The organism is Achromobacter sp., assembly GCF_057314935.1.
Window position 1 is genome coordinate 122,753 of the sequence record NZ_DBHKZA010000003.1, and the last position, 21,307, is coordinate 144,059.

The following is a 21,307-nucleotide window of genomic DNA, read 5'->3' on the forward strand; positions in this document are numbered from 1 at the left end:
CCTCATCGGGAAGTCATGCGCAGAGCGGCAATCGCGGCCATCACCCACGGGCGGGCGCGAGCCAGCGCAGGCCGGCGGAGGTGTCGCCTGCCGGCCGGTATTCGCAGCCGATCCACCCCCGGTAGTCCAGTTCGCGCAACACGCCGAACACCCAACCGTAATCCAGTTCGCCGCGATCGGGCTCGTGGCGCAACGGCACGCCGGCGATCTGCAGGTGTCCCACGCGACCGGTCGGCAGGTATTCCCGCAGCTTGGCGGTGACGTCGCCCTCGACGATCTGGCAATGGTACAGGTCCATCTGCACCTTCAGATTGGGCGCGTTGACAGCCTGCACGACCGCATGCGCGTCATCCTGGCGATTGAGGATGTAGCCGGGGATGTCGCGCGTATTGATGGGTTCAATCAGCACGGTGACGCCCGCCGAGCGCGCCTGCCGCGCCGCCCAGTCCAGGTTCTCGCGGTAGCAATCCAGCAGGGCTTCGCGCGGCACGCCGGCCGGCGCCAAGCCCGCCATCACGTGGACGTTCGAGCAGGACAATGCCGTCGCGTAGGACAGCGCCTGCTCGATTCCTGCCTGGAATTCCGCTTGCCGGCCGGGCAAGGCCGCCAGCCCGCGTTCGCCCTGGCTGACCACGCCGGGCGGCGCATTGAACAGCACCTGCGACACGCCGGCCGCATCGATGCGTTCGCGGACGAAGGCCGCGGGGGCCTCGTAAGGGAACATGCATTCCACGCCCAGAAAGCCGTCCGCCGCCGCGGCGGCGTAACGGTCCAGGAACGCGTGTTCCGGGTACATCATCGACAGGTTGGCGGCGAATTTCAGCATGGCGGGCTCCGGGCCGGGCGGCATTCCCGGCAACTTAGCACACCGCCGCCCCGTCGGGGCTACCCGCCGAAATCGGGCGCCGGATGCAGCGTCAGGCGCGGGCCCGCCTTCAGGATCTGGCTGGGGATGTCGTGCCCGACCAGCGCGGGCAAGGTCGCCGCGATGCCCAGGATGCGCGCCAGGTCCACGCCCGTGTCGTAACCCATCAGCTCCAGCATGTGCACCAGTTCTTCCGTGCAGACATTGCCGCTGGCGCCCGGCGCATAGGGGCACCCGCCCAGTCCGCCCAGCGACGCGTCAAAGCGGTCGATGCCCGCCTCCAGCGCCGCCAGCGTGTTGGCCAGCGCCATGCCGCGCGTATTGTGGAAGTGCAGGGTCGTGGTCAGGTCGGGGAACAGCCGGCGGACCTCGCGGCCGATCTTGCCCACCTGCGTGGGATACGCCATACCGGTCGTGTCGCACAGGGTGACGCCATCCACGCCCAGCGCGGCAAAGCGCCCCACCAGTTCCAGCACGTCGAAGGCGTTGATGTCGCCCTCCATCGGGCAACCAAAAACCGTGGACAAGGATACGTTGACCGCCACGCGGCTGCCCCGCACCACGCTGACCACGTCGCTCAGTTGCTCGAACGACTGCTCGCGCGTCATGCGCAGGTTGGCGCGGTTGTGGGTTTCGCTGACCGACATCACCAGGTTGACCTCGTCCACGTTGCACTCCAGCGCCCGCTGCGCGCCGCGCACGTTAGGCACCAGCACCGTGTAGACCACGTCCGGATTGCGTTCGATCTGGTGCATCACGGCCTCGGCGTCGCGCAGCGCCGGAATCGCCTTGGGCGACGTGAAGGACGTGGCTTCGATCTTGGCGAATCCGCTTTGGGACAATGCGTTGATGAAGTCGATCTTGTCCTGCGTCTCGATAAACTGCTTTTCGTTCTGGAAGCCGTCCCGGGGCGCCACGTCCTGGATGTACAGCTTCTTGCGGGTTGCGCTCGGTTCGTTCATGGCTGTCCTTTTCAGATGATGCCGCGCGCGCGCCAGTCGGCGCGCTTGCCCTCGTCCACGCCCAGGCCGGCCAGCACCCCGTCCGTGTCCTGGCCCAGGGCGGGCGCGGCGCTGCGCACCTCGCCCGGCGTCTCCGACAGCTTGGGCACGATGCCCGGCAGCTTGATCGGCGTGCCGTCGGGCAGCGCGCCGTCCAGGATCATGCCGCGGGCCTGGTAGTGCGGATCGGTGGCGATGTCGGCCACGTCGTAGATCTTGCCGGCCGGAATCTGCCCTTCGTTCAGGCGGACGAGGACCTCGTCCAGCGGGTGCTGGCCCGTCCATTGCGAAATGGCGTCATCCAGCATCACCACGTGTTTCACGCGGCCGGCATTATTGGCCAGCTCCGGCGCATCGGCCAGGTCTGGACGGCCGATCACGCCCATCAGGCGCTTGAAGATGCTGTCGCCGTTGCCGGCCACCAGCACGTACTTGTTGTCCTGGCAGCGATACGCGTTGCTGGGCGCGATGCCCGGCAGGCTGCTGCCCGCCGGTTGGCGCACTTCGCCGAACACCGCGTATTCCGGCAACAGGCTCTCCATCATGTTGAAGACGGATTCGTACAGCGCCACGTCGATCATCTGGCCCTGCCCGTTCTGGTCGCGCGCACGCAGCGCCAGCAGGATGCCGATGACGCCATGCAGCGCCGACAGCGAATCCCCGATGGAGATGCCCACGCGCACGGGCGTGCGGTCCGGCTCGCCGCTCAGGTGGCGCAGGCCGCCCATGGCTTCGCCGATGGCGCCGAAACCGGGCAGGTCGCGGTATGGGCCGGTCTGCCCATAGCCGGACACGCGCAACATCACCAGGCGCGGATTGATGGCGCGCAGGTCCTCCCAACCCAGGCCCCAGCCTTCCATCGTGCCCGGCTTGAAGTTCTCGACCACGACGTCGATGTCCTTGACCAGGGCGCGGATCAAGTCCTGCGCCTCGGGCTGGCGCAGGTCCAGGCTGACCGACTTCTTGTTGCGCGACTGCACCTGCCACCAGACGGACGTGCCGTCGTGGATCAGGCGCCAGTTGCGCAGGGGGTCGCCCTTGCCGGGCGGCTCGATCTTGATCACCTCGGCGCCGAACTCGCCCAGCATCTTGGCGGCGAACGGCCCGGCGATCAGCTGGCCCAACTCCAGCACACGGATCCCGCTCAATGGTTTGGATGACATGATTGCCTCGTCAGCTCTTGTGTTTTCCCAGATAGGCCTCGCGCACGCGCTCGCTGGCCAACAATTCCTGGCCGGTGCCCTCCATCACGATGGAGCCCACCTCCAGCACATACGCGCGGTCCGAGATCGCCAGCGCCTGATTGGCCATCTGCTCGACCAGCAGGATCGTCATGCCGCGTTCCTTCAACGACTTGATGATCTTGAAGATCTCGGCCACGATCAGCGGCGCCAGGCCCAGGGACGGCTCGTCCAGCATCAGGATGCGCGGCTTGCTCATCAGCGCGCGGCAGATGGCCAGCATCTGCTGTTCGCCGCCCGACAGCGTGCCCGCGTACTGGTCCCGGCGCTCTTTCAGGCGCGGGAACATCGCGAAGCAGCGCTCGATCTCGCCGGCCAGTTCGGCCGGCGGCTCTTTGCGCAGGAAGGCGCCCAGCATCAGGTTGTCGAACACGGTCTGGTCCGGGAACACCTGCCGGCCTTCCGGCACGTGGGCGATGCCCAGCCCCACGCGCTTGTGCGCGCTGACGCCGCCCAGGTCCTGCCCGGCGAACGCGATGGACCCCGTGGACTTCTCGATGCCCGACAGGGCGCGCATCATCGTGCTCTTGCCGGCGCCATTGCCGCCGATGATGGTCACGATCTCGTTCGTGTCCACATGCAGCGACACCCGCTTCAACGCGTTGACGGCGCCGTAGCTGACCGCCAGGTCCTTGATATCCAGTAATCGGCTCATGGTGGTCTCCTATGCGGGCGCGCCCAGGTAGGCTTCGATCACTTTCGGGTTCTCCTGAATGTGGTTCGGCAGGCCGGAGGCGATCTTCACGCCGTAGTCCAGCACGACAATGTGGTCCGAAATCGCCATGACCAGGTCCATGTGGTGTTCGATCAGCAGGATGGTCAGGCCCATGCCCTTGAGCTTGACGATCAGGTCGGTCAGCTGGTCGGTCTCGGCCGGGTTCAGGCCTGCCGCGGGTTCGTCCAGCAGCAGCAGGTCGGGCATGGCGGCCACCGCGCGGGCGATCTCCAACCGACGCTGCAACCCGTAGGGCAAGCTGTTGGCGGCATCGTCCGCATAGCGGTCCAGATCGAAGAACTTCAGGATGGCGAACGCCTCCTGGCGCATGCGCCGCTCTTCGGCCAGGCTGGCCGGCAGCCCCAGCAGGTTCGAGATGAAGCCGGATTGCTGGACCCGATAGAACCCCACCATCACGTTCTCGAGCGCCGTCAGGCCGTCGAAGAGCTTCAGGTTCTGGAACGTGCGGCCGATGCCGGAGGCCGCGATCTCGTTGGCCGACAGGCCCACCATCTGCTTGTTCTTGAAGCGGATGCTGCCCGCGTCCGGCGCAACCAGTCCGGACAACAGGTTCAACGTCGTGGTCTTGCCCGCGCCGTTGGGCCCGATCAGCGACACGATCGAGCCTTGCGCCAGCGAAAACGACACTTTGTTGGTGGGGACCACGCCGCCGAAGGCCTTGTACAGGTCCTTCACCTCCAGGAACTCGGGCGCGGCCCGGCCCTGGCCGGGCTTGGCGGGCGGCGCGGCGCGCTTGGGCGTCCATTCGACAGCGTTCGTGCTGCGCGCCAAGGCGTCGCGCTGGCCGCGTTGCGGCAAGACGCGGCGCAGCAAACCGGCCAGCCCTTCCGGCATGGCGTACAGCGCAAACAGCAGGATCAGGCCATAGGCGAAATGCTGCACTTCGGGCCAGCGCGCCAGCATGGCGTCCAGCACCGTCAGCACCACCGCACCCAGGAACGAACCGACCGGCGTGCGGCCGCCGAACAGCACCAGCACCAGGAAGAACACCGACAGGTTGAAATTGACGAAGTCCGAGTTGATGTACTGGTTCTGCTGCGCGACCAGCCCGCCCGCGATGCCGCAGGTGATGGCGCTGATCGCGAACGCCAGGATCTTGAAGCGGTAGACGCTGATGCCCACGCTTTCCGCGGCGATTTCTGAAGTGCGCACGGCAGCGAAGCCGCGGCCGAAGCGCCCGTTCAGCAGCAGCGACGTCATCGCGTGCAACGCCAGGCCCACCAGCACCACCACGACCACCCACTGGCGGCTGTCCAGCGTCGCGCCATTGAAGGTCAGTCCCGTGATGCCGTAGAAGCCTTCCTGGCCCTTGAACACGTCGGTCCATTCGGACACGATCTTTTCGATCAGCAGGCCGAAGGCGATGGTGACCATGGCCAGGCTCGGCCCTTTGACCTTCAGCGCCGGGATGGCGATGGCCACGCCGAAGATGGCCGACACGCCCGCCGCGCACAGCAGCGCCAGCCACGGATTGACCTGGTAGTTCACGGTCAACAGCGCCACGGTGTAGGCGCCCACGCCGAACAGGCCGGCATGGCCCAGCGACTTCTGCCCGGTCTGGCCGACCAGGATGTTGAAGCCGGTGGCGGCGATGTAATAGACCCCGATGTTGAACAGGATCAGCAGGTAGAAATCGTTCAGCCCCGAATAGGCGAAGCCCACGGCCAGGGCGGCGATGACAAGCGGAATGAGGAGTTTTGACATGTTCACACCTTCTCCGCGTGCACGCGGCCCAGGATGCCGGCCGGGCGGAAATACAGCACGACGATGATCAGCGCGAACACGGCGATCTCGCGCAGGTTCGAATACCAGAGGCCGATCAGCGATTCCAGCAGCCCGATCAGGAAGCCGCCGAAGATGCAGCCGCGCGGGTTCTCGAGCCCGCCCAGGATGGCGGCCGAAAACGCCTTGAGCGACAGCAGCGTGCCCACGAACACGGAGGCGGTCGCGATCGGCGCGATCATCACGCCGGCAATGGCCGCCAGCGCCGAGCTGATGACGAATACCGCCACCGCCACGGCGTTGGCGTTGATGCCCATCAGGCTGGCGGTGGACTTGCTGAACGCCACCGCGCGCACCGCCTTGCCCATCTTGGTCTTGTGCAGCGCCCAGTCGAACACGATCATCAGGACGAGCGTGGTGCAGAACACCAGGATTTCCTGGGGACGCACGCCGGTGCCGAAGATCGTGATGATGCCTTCACCCAGCGGAGACGCCACCGCGATCGGGGCCGGGCCCCAGATCAGCAGCGCCAGGTTCTGGATGATGATGCCGAAGCCGATCGTGCTCATCACCCATGACAGTCCCGCTTCGCCCACGAAGTGCTTGATGGCGGTGATGTACAGCACGAATCCCAAGAGGCCCAGGACCAGCATGGCCGCCAGCAGCGCGAACAGGAACGACCCCCAGGTCACGTCCTCGGGGCTGGGAAAGCCGATCAGCTTGCCTTGGGTGACCAGCAGGATCGCGCTGATGCCGATCAGGCTGGCCAGGGCCAGGAACGCGCCCTGGCCGAAGTTGAACGTCTTGGTCGTGGTGTAGGTGATGCTGAAACCGAACGCGACCAGGGCATAGACGCTGCCCATGGCCAATCCACTCAATATGGCTTGTAGTATTTGCATGCTGAAGGCCCCCTTTTGACGACTCCCCCGCCGCGCTCGCGCCGCAGGGGAGAGATCCTTGATGTCCCGCTTTCCTGCCGTTTACAGCTTCAGGTCTTCGGGCTTGATGGCGCGGGTGACCTCATCGTCAACCGTCGCGACCTTGCCGTCGATCCAGCGCACCAGGCGGAAGTCCTTGACCGACAGGGCCTCGTGGTTGTCCGTCGAGAACGGCTTCTGATAGGCCTTGATCACGCCTTGCGCCTGCGACAGCTGCTCCAGGGCAGCTTGCACGGCGGCGCCATCGGTGGACTTGGCCTGCTCCATGGCGGCGGCGATCAGCTTGACCGAGTCATAGGCCTGCGCGGCCATCACGTAGGTCGGCACACGGCCGTCGCGCTTCATCAGCGTGTCGTACAGCGCCTTGGATTCCTTGGATGAATCTTCGGTGATCGACGCGGTGAAGATCATCTTGCCCGCCAGCTCGGGGCCGGCAATGCGCAGGAACGGCGAGCTCAGGTTGGCCCAGGACGCGAGCGTCGTCGGGAAATAGTTGATCTTCTCCAGGCTGCGCATGACGTGCGCGTTGGAGTCGGCCAGCGCATAGACGATCAGCGTGTCCGCGCCCGAGGCCTTGATCTTGTTCAGCTGCGAGCTCATGTCCGTGTCCTTGGGACCGAACTTCTCGTTGGCGACCGGGGTGATCTTGTGCAGCGCCAGGATCTCCAGCGCGTCCTTTGCGCCTTGCTGGCCGTAGCCGGTGGTATCCGCGATGATCGCCACCTTGCCCGATTTGCTGGCGCGCGCCGCGTAGGCCGCCAGCAGCGCGATCTGGTCGCGGTCGCGCATGGACACGCGGAACACGTAGTTCGGCGGCGACTTCGCGTAGCGGCCGGTGATGTCGGTGGCGGTCGCCACCGGCGAGATGGTCGGGATCTTCTTTTGCTGCACGATGTGCAGCCAGGCCAGCATGTTGCCGGAGTTCACGCCGCCCAGCATGGCGTTGACCTTGACGTTGTCGACCAGTTCGTTGGTGTTCTGAATCGCCTTGGGCGGGGCGCCGACGTCGTCGCGTTCGACGATGACGACCTTCTTGCCCAGCACGCCGCCTGCGGCGTTCAGGTCGTCCGCGGCCTGGCGCGCGCCGGCCAGGGCCGAAATGCCGAAGTCCGCCGACCCGGTGGCCGACATGTCGCTGTTGAAGCCGATCTTGATGTCATCGGCAAGCGCGGCGCCGCTGGCGCCCGCAAGCGCCGCCGACAGCAGCAAGGTCTTCATGATCTTGGGGAAATGCTTGGTGTACACGTTGTCTCCTAACGGGTCACTCGAGTGACCGCATCTTGGGTTTTCAGGAATTCCTGATCAGGTCGGCGGCCTTGTTGCCGATCATCATCGTGGCGGCGCAAATGTTCGCCGACGGCATGGCGGGCATGACCGACGAATCGATCACGCGCAGGTTCTGCACGCCGTGCACGCGCAGCTGCGCATCCACCACGGCGTATTTGTCGTCCGCCGGGCCCATGCGGGCCGTGCCGTTGACGTGATAGGACGACACGCCGAAGCGGCGCGCGAAGTCCAGCAGTTCGGAATCCGATTCGCACAGCGGGCCCGGCAGCGCCTCGCTGTCGAAGTACGGCGCCAGCGCCTGCGACTGCAGCAGCCGGCGGGCCAGGCGGATGCCGCGCACAAGCGTCTGCTGATCGCGTTCGTCCGCCAGGTAGTTGGCCAGGATCACGGGGTCTTGCAGCGGGTCGGCCGAGCGGATGCGGACCTGGCCGCGGCTGTCCGGGCGGTGCTGCCAGACGCCCGCCGTCATGCCGGGAAAATCGTCCAGCACGCCGACGTAGCCTTCCTTGTAGCTGGCGGGCGTGAACACGCCCTGCAGGTCGGGCGCGGTCAGTTCCGGGCGCGATTTCCAGAAATAGTGCAGCAGCGACGGGCTGAGCGCCATGATGCTGGGCCGCTTGAACAGCCAACGACTGATCTGGCCGGCCAGGTTCAGGCCTTTGACCAGTTCATTCATGGTCTGGCTGTTCTTCACGCGCGCCACGATGCGCACGGAATAGTGGTCGCTCAGGTTTTCGCCCACGCCCGGCAGGTCGCACACCACAGGGATGCCGTGCTCGCGCAGCAGCTCTGCCGGCCCCAGGCCGGACAGCTGCAGCAGCTTGGGCGTGTTGATCGCGCCGCAGGCCACGATGACCTCGCGCTTGGCGCGCACGGCGCGCACCCGGGCGGGATGCGCGGGGTGGCAATAGGCCACGCCAACGGCGCGCGCGCCGTCGAACAGCACGCGGGTGGCCTGCGCATAGGTGCGCACGTCCAGATTCTTGCGCGCCATCGCAGGCTTCAGGAAGCACTTGGCCGTGCTCATGCGCCAGCCGTTGCTGATGGTGCGCTGGAAATAGCCCACGCCCGCCTGGTCGGCGCCGTTGTAATCGGGGTTGCGCGGAAGGCCTTGCTCTACGGCGCCCGCAATGAAGGCCTCGCAAAGCGGGTGGATCCAGTCGATGTCGGTGACGGGAAGTTCGCCCTGGCGGCCGCGATACCGGTCGTCGCCACCTGCCCGACGCTCCATCGACTTGAAGTACGGCAGCACGTCCGCATAGGCCCAGCCGGGGTTGCCCAGGCTGGCCCAGTGGTCGAAGTCGGCCGCCTGGCCGCGGTTGTAGACCAGGCCGTTGATGGACGTGGAACCGCCCAGCGTGCGGCCCTGCGGGATAGGAACACGCCGGCCGTTGGTCTGCGTCGTGCCTTCGCTTGAGAACTGCCAGGCGTATTTCTTGTTGAACACGGCCTTGATGAAGCCGGCCGGGATGTGCAGGAACGGACTGTTGTCCGGCGGGCCGGCCTCCAGCACGCAAACGGTCGCGCCGTCGGCGGACAGGCGGTTGGCCAGGATGGATCCGGCCGCGCCGGATCCGACGATCACATAATCGAACGCGTCGGCATCCCGCAGGGACGCTTGCTGGGCTTGGCTCATGTCGGGGTTCCGTAGGGGTTAGCGCGGCGCGTTGAACGACTTGCCGGCCAGGCACACGTACTTGATTTCGAGGAACTCTTCGATGCCGTACTTCGAGCCTTCGCGGCCCACGCCCGATTCCTTGATGCCGCCGAACGGGCCGACCTCGTTGGAGACCGCGCCGGTGTTGACACCCACGATGCCGTATTCCAGCCCTTCCATCATGCGCCAGACGCGTTCCAGGTTGGCCGTGTAGAAATAGGCGGCCAGGCCGGAGGCGCTGTCGTTGGCGCGCGCCAGGACTGCGGCTTCGGAATCGAACGTGCTGATGCCCACCACCGGGCCGAAGATCTCTTCGTGCGCCAATTCCATGGCGTCGGTGATGCCCGTCAGCAGCGTCGGCTCGTACAGTAGGGTGCCGGCCTGGCGCAGCTTGCCGCCCGCCAGCAGCGTGGCGCCGTGCGCGGTGGCATCCGCCACCAGGCGCGTTACCTTGTCCACGGCGCGCTGGTCGATCAGCGGGCCTTGCGTCACGCCGTCTTCCAACCCGCCGCCCACTTTCATGCGGCGGATCTCGGCCAGCAGCTTCTCGTTGAACGCGTCCGCCACGCTGGCGTGCACGTAGACGCGGTTGGCGCAGACGCAGGTCTGGCCGGCATTGCGGAACTTGGACAGCACCAGCCCCTGCACCGCCTCGTCCAGGTCCGCGTCTTCGAACACGATGAAAGGCGCGTTGCCGCCCAATTCCAGCGACAGCTTCTTGATGTTGGACGCGCTTTGCTGCATCAGCAGACGTCCCGTCTGCGTCGACCCGGTGAAGGTCAGCTTGCGTACCGTGGGGTTCTGCGTCAGTTCCGCGCCGATGGGGGCCGGGTCGCCAATGACCACGTTCAGCACGCCAGGGGGGATGCCTGCCTGCTCGCCCAGCCAGGCCAGCGCCAGCGCGGTGAACGGCGTCAATTCAGAGGGCTTGAGCACGACGGTGCAGCCGGCGGCCAGCGCCGGGCTGACCTTGCGCGTGACGAGCGCCGACGGAAAATTCCACGCGATGATGGCCGCGCACACGCCGACCGGCTGGCGGATGGCCAGCATGCGCTGGTCGCCGCGGGTATGGGGCAGCACGTCGCCATAGACGCGCTTGGCTTCCTCGGCAAACCATTCCACGAACGACAACGCGTAGTTCAGTTCGCCGCGGGCCTCGGCCAGCGGCTTGCCTTGCTCCAGCGTCAGCAGCAGGGCAAGGTCGTCGCTGTTGGCCTCGATCAGGGCGTGCCAGCGGCGCAGGATAGCGCCGCGCTCCTTGCCCGTCTTGGCCCGCCATGCCGGCAGCGCGGCATCGGCAGCCGCGATGGCACGCGCGGTTTCGGCCTGACCCAGATTCGGGACCGTCCCCAGCGGGCTGGCATCGAAGGGGTTGCGCACCGTGATGGTGGCCCGGTTGTCGGCGTCGCACCAGGCGCCGCCGATGTACGCCTGCTGCCGCAGCAGCTGGCTATTCTGCAGATTCATTGCTTTGCGCTCCATCCATCCTTCTTGCGCCGTCCGCTCAAACAGGCGGGCCGGTCGCTATTTTTGGGGAGAATAGCAACGGGCTTGCCGTCCCCAATAGCAGTCATTAACGATGCCGCCATCGCCAAACGCGATGGCAAGCCCGCGGCTCGCTACAATGGCCGCTCCCTTGCCGCCTTCGCCTGCCGCCATGCGTTTAGACCCCACCTCCCTCAAGCTTTTCATCAGCGTGGTCGAACAAGGCACCATCGCGGCGGCGGCCGAACACGAGCACATCGCCGCGGCCGCCATCAGCAAGCGCATCAGCGAGTTGGAAGAAAACCTGAAGATCCGGCTGCTGATCCGCACCAACAAGGGCATCCGCCCCACCCCGGCCGGCATCGCGCTGTCCACCATGGCGCGGCGCGCCCTGCACGAACTGGACGAGATCGCCGTGCAGATGCGCGACTACTCGCGCGGCCTGCGCGGCTTCATCCGCGTCTATGCCAACATCTCCGCCATCACGCAGTTCCTGCCGCAAGACATCAAGCTGTTCCTGAACGACTACCCCAATGTGCAGGTGGACCTGGAAGAGAAGATCACGTCCACCATCATCAAGTCGGTGGCCGAGAACGCGGCGGACGTCGGCATCTTTTCCGGCGACGCGCCCGACGACGACGTCGAGATCCACCCCTACCGCGAAGACACGCTGGCGCTGGTCGTGCCCGCCGACCACCCCTTGCGCGACAAGCCCGGCTTCCGCTTCGCCGACGCGCTGGAGCACGACTTCATTGGCCTGCACCGCGGCAGCGCCATCAACCGCATCCTGTCCAACGCCGCCAGCGACGAAAAGCGCACCATCCGGCTCAAGGTGCAGGTCACGGGCTTCGACGCGCTGTGCTTCATGGTGAACTCGGGGCTGGGCATCGGCGTGCTGCCGCTGGACATCGCGCGCCGCTACTCGGTCATGTTCGACCTGCGCATCATCCCGCTGGCCGAACCGTGGGCGCGCCGCAAGATCCAGATCTGCGTGCGCTCGTTCGATTCGCTGCCCACCGCGGCCAAGCTCTTCGTCAACCACCTGAGCCGCGGCCAGGCCTAGCCGGCCCGGCCGCGAGCCTGCCTATTGCTTCAGGTCTTCGGGCTTGATGGCTTGCGTGACGGCGTCGTCCACCGACACCACCTTGCCGTCGATCCAGCGCACCAGGCGGAAGTCCTTGTACGACAGCGCCTCGTGGTTGGCCTTGGTGAACGCGGGTTCATAGCGCTTGATCACGCCATCCACCGGGCCCAGGTTCTCAAGCGCCTGCTGGACCTTTTCGCCGTCGGTGGATTTGGCCTGCGTCATGGCCGCGGCCAGGATCTTCACCGAGTCATAGGCATGCGCCGCGAACACGTAGGTGGGCAGCTTGCCCTCCTTCTTCATGATGGTGTCGTACAGCGCCTTGGACTGCGGCGTGGAGTCCTGCGTGATGGACGCCGAGAAGATCATCTTCTTGGCCAGTTCCGGCCCCGCGATGCGCAGGAACGGGGGGCTGAGGTTGGACCATGAACCCAGCGTGGTGGGGTAGTAGCCGATCTTCTCCTGGCTGCGCATCAGATGGCCGTTGGAATCCGCCAGCGCGTAGACGATCAGCGTATCCGCGCCCGCCGCCTTGATCTTGTTCAGCTGCGAGCTCATGTCCGTATCCTTCGGACCGAACTTCTCGTTGGCCACCGGCGTGATGCCATGCAGCTGCAGCACGGCGGCCGCGTCTTTCGCGCCCTGCTGCCCGTAGCCCGTCGTGTCGGCGATGATGGCGACCTTCTTGTTCTGCGTGGCGCGCGCCGCATACGCGGCCAACAGCGTGATCTGGTCCAGGTCCCGCATCGATACGCGGAAGATGTAGTTGGCCGGCTCCTTGCTGTAGCGGTTGGTGATCTCGGTGGCGGTCGCCGACGGCGAGATGGTCGGGATCCTCTTCTGCTGCACGATATGCAGCCAGGCCAGCATGTTGCCCGAGTTCACGCCGCCCAGCATCGCGACGACCTTCTCGTTGTCCACCAGTTCGTTGGCGTTCTGGATGGACTTGGGCGGCGAGCCCACGTCGTCGCGCGGCACGATGACGATCTTCTTGCCCAGCACGCCGCCCGCGGCGTTGATCTCTTCGGCGGCCTGCCGCGCGCCCGACAGCGCCGACACGCCGAAGTCGGCCGAGCCGCTGGCGGACATGTCGCTGTTGTATCCGATCTTGATTTCGCTTTGTGCCCAGGCGCCCTGCGAGGCCATTGCCAAGGCGGCAGCCAACGCGAGGCGCGTCAGCGGATTCTGCTTGTTCATTGCTTTGTCTCCAGACTTTATGTAATGGTGCTTCGACTTACCGCCGCCATCGGTCTGTGCGCCGTTCGCGGTCCACCCTGCGCGCTGCTGATGTGGACTGACTAGAACAACCTTTCCACTCAACCCGCTAGAGAATCAATTCGATGGGATGCTCGATAAAATGCCGGACTTCCTTCAGGAACCGTGCGCCCAGCGCACCGTCGACCACGCGGTGGTCGGCGGACAGCGTCAGGCTCATGACGTGGCCGATGGCCAGCGCGTCGCCGTCCACGACCGGTTGACGCGTCACCGCGCCAGCAGCAAGGATGGCCGATTGCGGCGGATTGATGATCGCCGCGAACGACTTCACGCCATGCATGCCCAGATTCGATACCGTCAGGCTGCCGCCTTCGTATTGGTCGGGCCGCAGCCGGCCGCTGCGCGCCTGATCCGCCAACTGCCTGACCTGCGCCGAGAGTTCGCGCAACCCCATGCGGCCGGCATCGCGCAGGATAGGCGTGATCAGGCCCGTCTCCAGCGCCACCGCGACGCTCAGGTCGACCTGGTCCTGGCGCAGCACGCCCTCGTCGGTCCATTGCGCGTTGATCTCAGGCACGCGCGCCACGGCGCGGGCCACCGCCAGCAGCAGCAGGTCGTTCAGGGAATAGCGGACGGGATCGGGGCTTGCCTGCGCATGGTCGTTCAGTGACTGGCGCGCCGCCATCATCACGTCCATGCGGCAGTCCACGGTCAGGTAGAAGTGGGGAATCTGCTGCTTGGACTGCGCCAGCCGGCGCGCGATCGTGGCGCGCATCGGGGTATGCGGCGTCAATGCGCCTTGGGCTGGAGCCGGCGCCTTTGCTACCGGCCGGACAGCCGCCGCGGGACGATCCTGCGCAGCCTGTTCGATGTCCACGCGCACGATCCGGCCATTCGGGCCGCTGCCGGTCAGCGCCTGCAGGTCCACGCCCATGATGCGGGCCATCCGGCGCGCCGACGGGCTGGCGAAGAGCCGGTGCGCGGGCGGTTCGACGGCGGTGGCAGGCGGCGCAGTGGCCGCTGCGGCCGGCGTCGGCATGGCCGGCATGGGCGCGGCCGGTTCAACAAGGGGGGCAGGCGCCTCGCCGCGCGTGTCTTGCCGGGGCAGCAAGGTCGCAATGACGTCGCCCACCGGCACGGCGGTGTCACCCGCTTCGACATGGATGCGATCCAGCACGCCGCTGTCCACGGCCTCCAGCTCAATGACCGCCTTGTCCGTTTCGATTTCGGCCAGGATATCGCCCACCTTCACGGTGTCGCCGGACTGCTTCAACCACTGGAGAATCCTGCCCTCTGTCGTGCCCGCGCCGATCGCGGGCATCACGACTTCGATATCCATGTCTCACTCGCTTCAGGTGATGGCCAAATTGCCCGTCTTCTCGATATAAGCCGCCGCATCGGAAATGTCCGCCACCACCGCGTCGCGCGCGCCATCGGCGTCGCGACGCCGCAGCGCTGCCAGCAGCGCGTCATGGTGACTGAACGATTCCCAGCTTTCCGACTTCCGATCCTTGCTGCTCATGCTGAGCGAGAACAGGGGCGCGATTTGCAGCCAGATGTTCTCGATCATCGTGACCAGCAGCGGCATCGCCGCCGCTTCATACAGCGTGAAATGCAGGTTGCGGTTCGCTTCGATCGTCTTCAAGGTGTCGATCTTGCGCTGATGCCCCAACTTGTCGAATTCGTGGGCGTGGCGTTCGATGCGCGCCACGGTTTCATCGTTGATCACCTTGACGGCCTCGGCCGCGGCGAACCCTTCCAGACAGCACCGGATGCGCACGATCTCGCGGAACTTCGGCAGGCTGGGTTTCGGGACACGCAAGCCGCGGCTGGGCAGCATTTCCAGCGCGCCTTCGGCCACCAGCTTGTTCACGGCTTCGCGCACCGGCATCGGGCTGGTGTTCAAGGCCGCGGCCAGGCCGCGCAAAGTGATCTTTTCGCCGGGCGGCACCGCGCCGCTCATCAGGAGCTGGCGCGTCTGTTGATAGATCTGGTCCGCGACGGTCACGCGTTCCTGCTTGTCCAGCAGGCCTTCCAGGATGCTGTTGTCCATTTTCTTGCGCCTAGTTCATGTAGACGCCACCGTTCACATCCAGCGTGGCGCCGCAAATGTAGCTTGCGCCATCCGAACATAAAAAGGCGATGGGCAAGGCGATCTCGCGGGGCTGGGCCATGCGTCGCAGGGGAATTCTATTCGCATCCAGGGCCGCGCCTTGCACCATGGCGGTGGCGGTCGCCCCCGGCGCCACGCTGTTGACGGTGATGCCCGACTCCGCCCCCTTGCGCGCCAGCCATTTCACGAAGGCATGCGTGCCGCCCTTGGCCGCCACGTAGTGGGGGCTGGCCGCCAGGCCGCCCATGCGCGCCGCCACCGACGACACCAGCACCATGCTGCCAGCGCCCTGCGGCGCCATCTTGGCCAGCGCTGCGCGGGTCAGGTGCATGACGCCCAGCAAGTTGATGTCGATGACCTGCCGGAACACGTCATCCCAGCCATCGGCGTTCCAGTCGTCCCAGGGACAATAGCCCGCGTTGGCCACCAGCGCGTCCAGCCTGTCGATGCTTCGGACGGCAGCTTCCGCCGCGGCGCGGTCGGTCACGTCGAACGCGATCGCCCGCGCCGTGGCGCCCAGCGCGCGCAGTTCGGCGGCCAGCGCCTCGGGCGCGTCGCGGTCGGCCAGCACCAGCGCGGCGCCCTGCTCGGCGCAGACACGCGCGGTTTCGCTGCCGATGCCGCCGGCCGCGCCCGTGATCAGGATGGTCTTGCCTTCAAGCGCGCAGGGCATGGACGTTTCCTTGGGTGTTGTCCAGCGCGCTGTCGCGCAGCATGCCGGCGATCAGGGCGCGCAGGTCGTCTTCATCCGCCAGCGCCGCGCGTTCCAGCGCCTGCGACACCGTGGGCGGCGCCCAGCGGCCCGTCACGCGTTGCACCGGCTGGTCCAGATAGTCGAAATAGCGGCGCTGGATCTCGTCGGCGATCAGCGCGCCCAGGCTGGCGCCGCGCGTGGTCTGTTCGACGATCGCGACGCGGCCCGTCTTCATGACCGAACGGCCGATGGTGTCGTAGTCGATATCGCGCTGCGACAGCGTGCGCAGGTCGATGATGTCGGCGCGCACGCCGGTTTCGCGGGCGATCTGCTGGCAGCGTTCCACCATGCTGAGCGTAGCCAGCAGCGTGATCTGGTCGCCTTCCTGCACGCGCTTGGCGCGTCCGATGGGGATGCAGTAGTCCAGGTCCTTCGGCACCAGCGTCTTGTGCTTGTGCAGTTCCTGCGGTTCGATCACCAGCACCGGGTCCTGGCAGCGCAGCGCGGAATTCATCAGGCCCACATAATCGAACGCGTTGGACGGCGCCACGATGCGCCACCCCGGAAACAGCGCGAACACGCCGGCCGGGTCCATGGAGTGCTGCGAACCGTAGCCCTCGGCACCCGGGATGCGCGTGCGCAGCACCAGCGGCACGCTGGCCGTGCCATTGAACAGGTGGCGGATCTTTCCCGCCTGGTTCAGCAGCTGGTCGCCGGCGACCAGGAAGAAATCGCTGTACATCAATTCAACCACCGGCCGCAGGCCCGACAGCGCCGCGCCCGTGGCCAGGCCGCAGAAGCCGTTTTCAGTGATCGGGGTGTTGACCAGGCGGCCCGCGTAGGTGTCCGTCAACCCGCGCGTGGCGCCGACCGTGCCGCCGCCCATGTTGGCCACGTCTTCGCCGAACACGTAGATGCGGTCGTCTTCGGCCATGCGCGCGCCCATCGTGCGCGACATGGCTTCGATGTAGGACAGGCTTTCCATGTCGTCGGCATCGAAGTCTTCGGCCTCGGCAAAGCGCGCGCCGTCGAATTCGCGCATGTCGCTGTTCAGATGGTCGTCCACGCTTGCCGCGGCCGGCCAGAGTTCGGCGCGGATGCGGGCGGCGGAGCCTGTGCCTTCCACGCAGGAGTCCGCGGCCGCTTCCACGGCGTCGGTGACGGTGGCGTCGATGGCGGCCAGCGTATCGGCGTCCAGGATGCCGCGCGCGGGCAATTCGCGCTGCAGGAACAGCCAGGGATCGCGCGCCTTCCAGGCGTTTTCTTCATCGCGCGTGCGGTAACCGAAGGCGCTGCCGGGAATCGACGAGCTTTGGTGGTAGTAGCGGTAGACCTCGGCCAGGATGAAGGCGGGCCGCCCTTCGCGCTGGATATGCGCCTGCGCCCAGCGCGTGGCCAGCCAGACGGCGAACGGGTTCATCCCGTCCACCTTGACGGCGGCGATGCCATGCGCCTGCGGCCGGGTCAGCAGTTCGGTCTGGAACGTGGATTGCTCCACGCTCATCGACACCGCGTACTTGTTGTTCTCCAGGAAGAAGATCATGGGCAGGCCGTACAGCGCCGCCAGGTTCATGGCTTCGTGCGTGGCGCCCTGATGCACCGCGCCGTCGCCGAAGAACGTGACCATCAGCTTGCCCGATGCGCGCTGCTTTTCCGCGAACGCATGGCCGCAGGCGATGGGGATGCCGCCGGCGACGATGGCGTTGGTGCCCATGATGCCCAGGTCGGCGCGGCGCAGGTGCATGGAGCCGCCGCGCCCGCCCGTCCAGCCGTCCTTCAAACCCAGGATCTCGTGCATCAGGCCCTGGATCTCCTGGCGCATGCGCGGGGTGAGCCCGCTGGCGGCCGGGTCGAAGCCGTCGTCATACAGCGCATTGACCGCCTTGGCGACGCACTGGTGATGCGCGCGGTGCGTGCCGTTCATCAGCGTATCGACGGGCAGCGCCGCGATGCAGCCCGCCGCGCCGCCTTCCTGGCCGATGCTGGAATGCGCCGGCCCGTGCACCAGGTTCAGCTTGTCAAGTTGCAGGATCTTTTCCTCGAAGCGGCGCGCCGTCAGGAACAAGGTCGTCAACCGCATGGCCTCGGCGCGCGTCAGCTGCGCCCAGTCGCTGTCTTCCACTACCAGCGTGCGCGCTTCTGTCGCCTGCCCGATGTCCTCGAAAAGCATGTCTTCTCCTTGTGCGGGACCGGCCTCTGACGGGCCGCAAGCCTGCCGTTCAGATGTGCGCGGTCACGCCGCCGTCCACTACCAGGCTTGCGCCCGTCACGAAGTCGGAAGCGGTGCTGGCCAGGAACAGCGTCGCGCCGATCAGGTCTTCGGGTTCGCCCCAGCGGCCCAGCGGCGTGGTGGCCACCACCCGTTCGGCGTGGCCGGGGATGTCCACCCGAGCCTGACGCGACAGCGCCGTGTCGATCCAGCCCGGCTGGATCACGTTGACGGTGATGCCTTCGGCCGCCCAGGCGCATGCCAGCGAACGCGTCAACTGCAGCACGCCGCCCTTGCTGGCGGAATAGGCCGCCGTCACTGCGTTGGACGCCAGCGCCAGGATCGACCCGATGTTGATGATCTTGCCCTTGCCGCGCAGACTCATCGGCGCGTGCACGGCCTGGCACATGTTGAACGTGCCCTTTAGGTTGATGTCGACGATGCGGTCCCACACGTCTTCCGCGTACAGCTCGGGCCGCATGCGCGTATTGACGCCGGCGCAGTTGACCAGCACGTCCACGCCGCCATACCGCGCCACCACATCGGCCACCGCGTCTGCGCAGGCCTCGCGGTTTTCAACGCTGAGCGCGATGGCTCCGGTCTTCACGCCGGATTCGCGCAGCTCGGACGCCAGCGCGTCCAGCTTTTCCCCCGCCAGGTCGGCCAGCACCAGCGTCGCGCCGCCTTGGGCGAAAGCCCGGCTGAGCGCAGCGCCGATGCCGCCCGCGGCACCGGTAATCAAAACGATCTTGTCTCGAACACTGAATAGTTGTTGGGTCATGCCTGCTTCGCCGCTGCCCGCGTGCCGGCGGATGCCGGACGCTATTTCTGATATGTGATCACAAATCTGATTCTAAGAACGGCGTGTTCGGGCGTCAACAAGATCGGACTCGGGGTCTACCCGTAGAGGCTGTGCGCCCGCAGTGCAGCAAAAAAACACCGGGGCGCATGGCCCCGGCGTCCGTATTCCGGCAAGCGTCCATGCCGGACGCCCTGCCTTGTCAGTACGTCATGCGCACGCCCAGCAGCACGCTGCGCCCGGGCAGCGGCGCCACCGACGAGATGAACGAGGCGTGGTTGTAGGCCAGCTTGTTCAACAGGTTGGTGCCGCGCAGATAGACTTCGTAGCCGGTTGCGCCGTAACGGCCGCGGTAGGCGACCACGGCGTTGACCTGGTTGTAGCCCGGCGTGCTGTCTTCGTACGATGCGATGTCCTTCTGCGAGAACACGCGCGCGTATTCCACGCCGCCCGACCACTGCTGCCACGTCACGTTGCCGCGCACGCCCGCGCGCGCTGCCGGGATGCGCGGCAGATTGCCATCGCCGCCGGTCAGCTTGCCGCGCACGTAGTCGCCGAACACCGCCGCCGAGAACACTGGCGTGAACTGATGGCGCAGTTCGCCTTCCACACCCGTGAATTCCGCGTCGCGCTGCGTGTATTCGATCAGCCGGAAGTCCTCATACCGGTCGAGCGTGTTCGCGTAGATGTAGTTCTTCACGCGGTTGTGGAACACGCTGGCCGAGAACGTCGTGTCGCCCGAGTGCTTGCGCAGGGTCAGGTCGATGTTGTGCGAGGTCTCGCGGCTGAGGTCTGCATTACCCAGTTCGTAGGTGTTGGTGGCCAGGTGGACGCCGTCCGCATACAGCTCCTGCGCATTGGGCAGCCGTTGCGAGCGCGACAACGACAGCGCCACGGAATACTGCGGCGCAAAGTCCCAGATGGCAGCCGCCGACAGCGACGTGCCCGACAGGCTGCTGCGCGAGGCGCCGCCCGACGGCGAGATGCGCTGCCAGTCCTGGCGCGCGCCCACTTCGAAGCGCCAATCGTTCAGCTGGTATTCCTCCAGCACGAACAGGCCGTTGGACCGCGTCTTGCTGCGCGGCAGGAAGGCTTCCTCGCCTTCAGCGCGGAAATCGCTATAGGCGTTCTGCACGCCCACCACGCCGCGCCAGCCGGCGATCGGCTTGTGCTGCAGTTCGACCCGCAGATCGTAGCCCTTGTTCTTGAAGCGGGTACCGACTTGGCCGCCTTCGATCTCGTCATGCTGGTAGTCGGTCAGGCCGCCGCGCACGCGGATCTTCTCGAAGCCGGCAAACGGGTCCTGGTATTCCGCGCGCAGGTCCAGGCGGTTGCTGCGCAGCTTCACGTACGGCACGCCGCCATGTTCGTGCTCATGATCATGATCATGGCCTTCTTCTTCGTGGCCGTGATCGTGCCCGCCACAATGCAGGTGCGTGCCGTGCGGATGGCAGCCTTCGTATTCGTGGTTATGCCCGGGCAGGCCGTACTTGCTTTCCAGGTGCGTGAAGGCCAGGCCGACGTATCCGCGCGGGGTGATCCACGACATGCCGACAGAGCCCTGCGTGGATTCGCTGTACGAACCCTCCAGCTTGCCACCGGGCCAATCGGGCACGTCGTAGTCGCTGGTGCGCCGCTTCATCCCTTCAACGCGCACCGCGAACTGTCCTTCGCCCGCCGTGATGCCGACTGCCCCCGCACGTTCCTTGGTGCCGGTCGCGCCGCGCAGTTCGGCTTCGGCCTCGATGCCCTTTTCCGGCACCGCGGTGGGAATCTTCTTGTCCACCACGTTCACCACGCCGCCGATCGCGCCGCCGCCGTACAGCAGCGTCGCCGGGCCGCGCAGCACTTCGATCCGCTCGGCCAGCAGTGGCTCGACCGTCACCGCGTGGTCGGGCGAAATGCTGGACGCGTCCATGACTTCAGAGCCGTCGGACAGCACTTTGACCCGCGGCGCGGTCTGGCCGCGGATCACTGGCCGGCTTGCGCCGCCACCGAAGGTGTCGCTGTTGACGCCGGGCAGGTTCTTCAGGGTTTCGCCCAAGGTGCCGGTGCGCTGCTCGATCAAGGCATCGCCTTCCAGCACCGAGGCCGGCAAGGTCGTGCTGTTCAGGTCCAGCCCCAGCGGGTTGGCGGACACGGTAATGGGGGCCAGCGACTTGGCGCGCTCGGATTCCGCTTCGGCTTCGGCCTGCGCAACCGGCGCGATCAGCATCAGTGAGCAGACCAGCGGTTTCAACGCCCCCCGGCGGCTGGCCCGC

The 21,307-nt window shown here is 66.4% G+C and carries 17 protein-coding genes; 1 reads left to right on the top strand and 16 read right to left on the bottom strand.

The features are described 5' to 3' along the window. Positions 1 to 40: 40 nt before the first annotated feature. From otnI to ACO6D5_RS02120, 9 genes are all read right to left on the bottom strand, one after another. Complete coding sequence (gene otnI / locus ACO6D5_RS02080) at positions 41 to 826, bottom strand: 2-oxo-tetronate isomerase (protein WP_485824506.1); 786 nt, start codon at positions 824 to 826, stop codon at positions 41 to 43. A 59-nt stretch (positions 827 to 885) separates the two neighbouring features. Then, positions 886 to 1,827, bottom strand: a complete 942-nt coding sequence (locus ACO6D5_RS02085; RefSeq protein ID WP_315527035.1) for a hydroxymethylglutaryl-CoA lyase — start codon at positions 1,825 to 1,827, stop codon at positions 886 to 888. Between the two features lie 11 nt (positions 1,828 to 1,838). Beyond that, positions 1,839 to 3,029 carry a CaiB/BaiF CoA transferase family protein gene (locus tag ACO6D5_RS02090; protein ID WP_485824507.1) on the bottom strand — a complete coding sequence of 397 codons (1,191 nt, stop codon included), beginning with the start codon at positions 3,027 to 3,029 and terminating at the stop codon, positions 1,839 to 1,841. A gap of 10 nt (positions 3,030 to 3,039) precedes the next feature. Continuing rightward, a complete protein-coding gene (locus tag ACO6D5_RS02095) occupies positions 3,040 to 3,762 on the bottom strand; it encodes an ABC transporter ATP-binding protein (protein WP_485824508.1) in 723 nt (240 codons plus the stop codon). Between the two features lie 9 nt (positions 3,763 to 3,771). Next, entirely contained in the window at positions 3,772 to 5,553 is a 1,782-nt protein-coding gene (locus tag ACO6D5_RS02100) for a branched-chain amino acid ABC transporter ATP-binding protein/permease (RefSeq protein ID WP_485824509.1), read from the bottom strand. Continuing rightward, on the bottom strand, positions 5,550 to 6,464 hold the full coding sequence (locus ACO6D5_RS02105; protein WP_088588861.1) for a branched-chain amino acid ABC transporter permease: 915 nt from the start codon (positions 6,462 to 6,464) through the stop codon (positions 5,550 to 5,552). Before ACO6D5_RS02105 ends, ACO6D5_RS02100 begins: the two co-directional genes overlap by 4 nt. An 81-nt stretch (positions 6,465 to 6,545) precedes the next feature. Further along, positions 6,546 to 7,748, bottom strand: a complete 1,203-nt coding sequence (locus ACO6D5_RS02110; protein WP_485824510.1) for an ABC transporter substrate-binding protein — start codon at positions 7,746 to 7,748, stop codon at positions 6,546 to 6,548. Positions 7,749 to 7,791: 43 nt separating this feature from the next. Next, a complete protein-coding gene (locus ACO6D5_RS02115; protein WP_485824511.1) occupies positions 7,792 to 9,426 on the bottom strand; it encodes a GMC family oxidoreductase in 1,635 nt (544 codons plus the stop codon). A gap of 18 nt (positions 9,427 to 9,444) precedes the next feature. Next, complete coding sequence (locus tag ACO6D5_RS02120; RefSeq protein WP_485824512.1) at positions 9,445 to 10,914, bottom strand: NAD-dependent succinate-semialdehyde dehydrogenase; 1,470 nt, start codon at positions 10,912 to 10,914, stop codon at positions 9,445 to 9,447. Between the two features lie 190 nt (positions 10,915 to 11,104). On the opposite strand from ACO6D5_RS02120, the gene ACO6D5_RS02125 reads away from it, so the two are divergent. After that, on the top strand, positions 11,105 to 11,995 hold the full coding sequence (locus tag ACO6D5_RS02125; protein WP_315527157.1) for a LysR substrate-binding domain-containing protein: 891 nt from the start codon (positions 11,105 to 11,107) through the stop codon (positions 11,993 to 11,995). A 21-nt stretch (positions 11,996 to 12,016) separates the two neighbouring features. Here ACO6D5_RS02125 and ACO6D5_RS02130 read toward each other — a convergent pair whose 3' ends face one another. The 7 genes from ACO6D5_RS02130 to ACO6D5_RS02160 all read right to left on the bottom strand — a co-directional run bounded on the left by ACO6D5_RS02130 (position 12,017) and on the right by ACO6D5_RS02160 (position 21,261). Beyond that, positions 12,017 to 13,213: an ABC transporter substrate-binding protein gene (locus ACO6D5_RS02130; RefSeq protein WP_485824513.1), complete on the bottom strand. Its 1,197-nt coding sequence runs from the start codon at positions 13,211 to 13,213 to the stop codon at positions 12,017 to 12,019. Positions 13,214 to 13,340: 127 nt separating this feature from the next. Beyond that, positions 13,341 to 14,570 (bottom strand): dihydrolipoamide acetyltransferase family protein, encoded by a 1,230-nt coding sequence (locus ACO6D5_RS02135; RefSeq protein ID WP_485824514.1) that lies wholly within the window; start codon positions 14,568 to 14,570, stop codon positions 13,341 to 13,343. A gap of 12 nt (positions 14,571 to 14,582) precedes the next feature. Further along, positions 14,583 to 15,284, bottom strand: a complete 702-nt coding sequence (locus tag ACO6D5_RS02140; RefSeq protein WP_006227105.1) for a GntR family transcriptional regulator — start codon at positions 15,282 to 15,284, stop codon at positions 14,583 to 14,585. Between the two features lie 10 nt (positions 15,285 to 15,294). Next, the gene (locus ACO6D5_RS02145; RefSeq protein ID WP_485824515.1) at positions 15,295 to 16,017 is read right to left on the bottom strand and encodes an SDR family NAD(P)-dependent oxidoreductase; all 723 of its coding nucleotides are present in this window, start codon (positions 16,015 to 16,017) and stop codon (positions 15,295 to 15,297) included. Continuing rightward, complete coding sequence (locus ACO6D5_RS02150; RefSeq protein ID WP_485824516.1) at positions 16,001 to 18,208, bottom strand: alpha-ketoacid dehydrogenase subunit alpha/beta; 2,208 nt, start codon at positions 18,206 to 18,208, stop codon at positions 16,001 to 16,003. The genes ACO6D5_RS02145 and ACO6D5_RS02150 overlap by 17 nt, the downstream gene beginning before the upstream one ends. Before the next feature lie 49 nt (positions 18,209 to 18,257). Continuing rightward, positions 18,258 to 19,028 (bottom strand): SDR family NAD(P)-dependent oxidoreductase, encoded by a 771-nt coding sequence (locus tag ACO6D5_RS02155; RefSeq protein WP_485824517.1) that lies wholly within the window; start codon positions 19,026 to 19,028, stop codon positions 18,258 to 18,260. Between the two features lie 220 nt (positions 19,029 to 19,248). After that, positions 19,249 to 21,261: a TonB-dependent receptor domain-containing protein gene (locus ACO6D5_RS02160; RefSeq protein WP_315527158.1), complete on the bottom strand. Its 2,013-nt coding sequence runs from the start codon at positions 21,259 to 21,261 to the stop codon at positions 19,249 to 19,251. Positions 21,262 to 21,307 lie beyond the last annotated feature (46 nt).

Excerpts from the sequence above, each read along its gene's own strand:
- otnI (WP_485824506.1), bottom strand. The coding sequence starts at position 826 with ATGCTGAAATTCGCCGCCAACCTGTCGATGATGTACCCGGAACACGCG.
- ACO6D5_RS02085 (WP_315527035.1), bottom strand. The coding sequence starts at position 1,827 with ATGAACGAACCGAGCGCAACCCGCAAGAAGCTGTACATCCAGGACGTG.
- ACO6D5_RS02090 (WP_485824507.1), bottom strand. The coding sequence starts at position 3,029 with ATGTCATCCAAACCATTGAGCGGGATCCGTGTGCTGGAGTTGGGCCAG.
- ACO6D5_RS02095 (WP_485824508.1), bottom strand. The coding sequence starts at position 3,762 with ATGAGCCGATTACTGGATATCAAGGACCTGGCGGTCAGCTACGGCGCC.
- ACO6D5_RS02105 (WP_088588861.1), bottom strand. The coding sequence starts at position 6,464 with ATGCAAATACTACAAGCCATATTGAGTGGATTGGCCATGGGCAGCGTC.
- ACO6D5_RS02115 (WP_485824511.1), bottom strand. The coding sequence starts at position 9,426 with ATGAGCCAAGCCCAGCAAGCGTCCCTGCGGGATGCCGACGCGTTCGAT.
- ACO6D5_RS02120 (WP_485824512.1), bottom strand. The coding sequence starts at position 10,914 with ATGAATCTGCAGAATAGCCAGCTGCTGCGGCAGCAGGCGTACATCGGC.
- ACO6D5_RS02125 (WP_315527157.1), top strand. The coding sequence starts at position 11,105 with ATGCGTTTAGACCCCACCTCCCTCAAGCTTTTCATCAGCGTGGTCGAA.
- ACO6D5_RS02130 (WP_485824513.1), bottom strand. The coding sequence starts at position 13,213 with ATGAACAAGCAGAATCCGCTGACGCGCCTCGCGTTGGCTGCCGCCTTG.
- ACO6D5_RS02135 (WP_485824514.1), bottom strand. The coding sequence starts at position 14,570 with ATGGATATCGAAGTCGTGATGCCCGCGATCGGCGCGGGCACGACAGAG.
- ACO6D5_RS02140 (WP_006227105.1), bottom strand. The coding sequence starts at position 15,284 with ATGGACAACAGCATCCTGGAAGGCCTGCTGGACAAGCAGGAACGCGTG.
- ACO6D5_RS02145 (WP_485824515.1), bottom strand. The coding sequence starts at position 16,017 with ATGCCCTGCGCGCTTGAAGGCAAGACCATCCTGATCACGGGCGCGGCC.
- ACO6D5_RS02150 (WP_485824516.1), bottom strand. The coding sequence starts at position 18,208 with ATGCTTTTCGAGGACATCGGGCAGGCGACAGAAGCGCGCACGCTGGTA.
- ACO6D5_RS02155 (WP_485824517.1), bottom strand. The coding sequence starts at position 19,028 with ATGACCCAACAACTATTCAGTGTTCGAGACAAGATCGTTTTGATTACC.
- ACO6D5_RS02160 (WP_315527158.1), bottom strand. The coding sequence starts at position 21,261 with ATGCTGATCGCGCCGGTTGCGCAGGCCGAAGCCGAAGCGGAATCCGAG.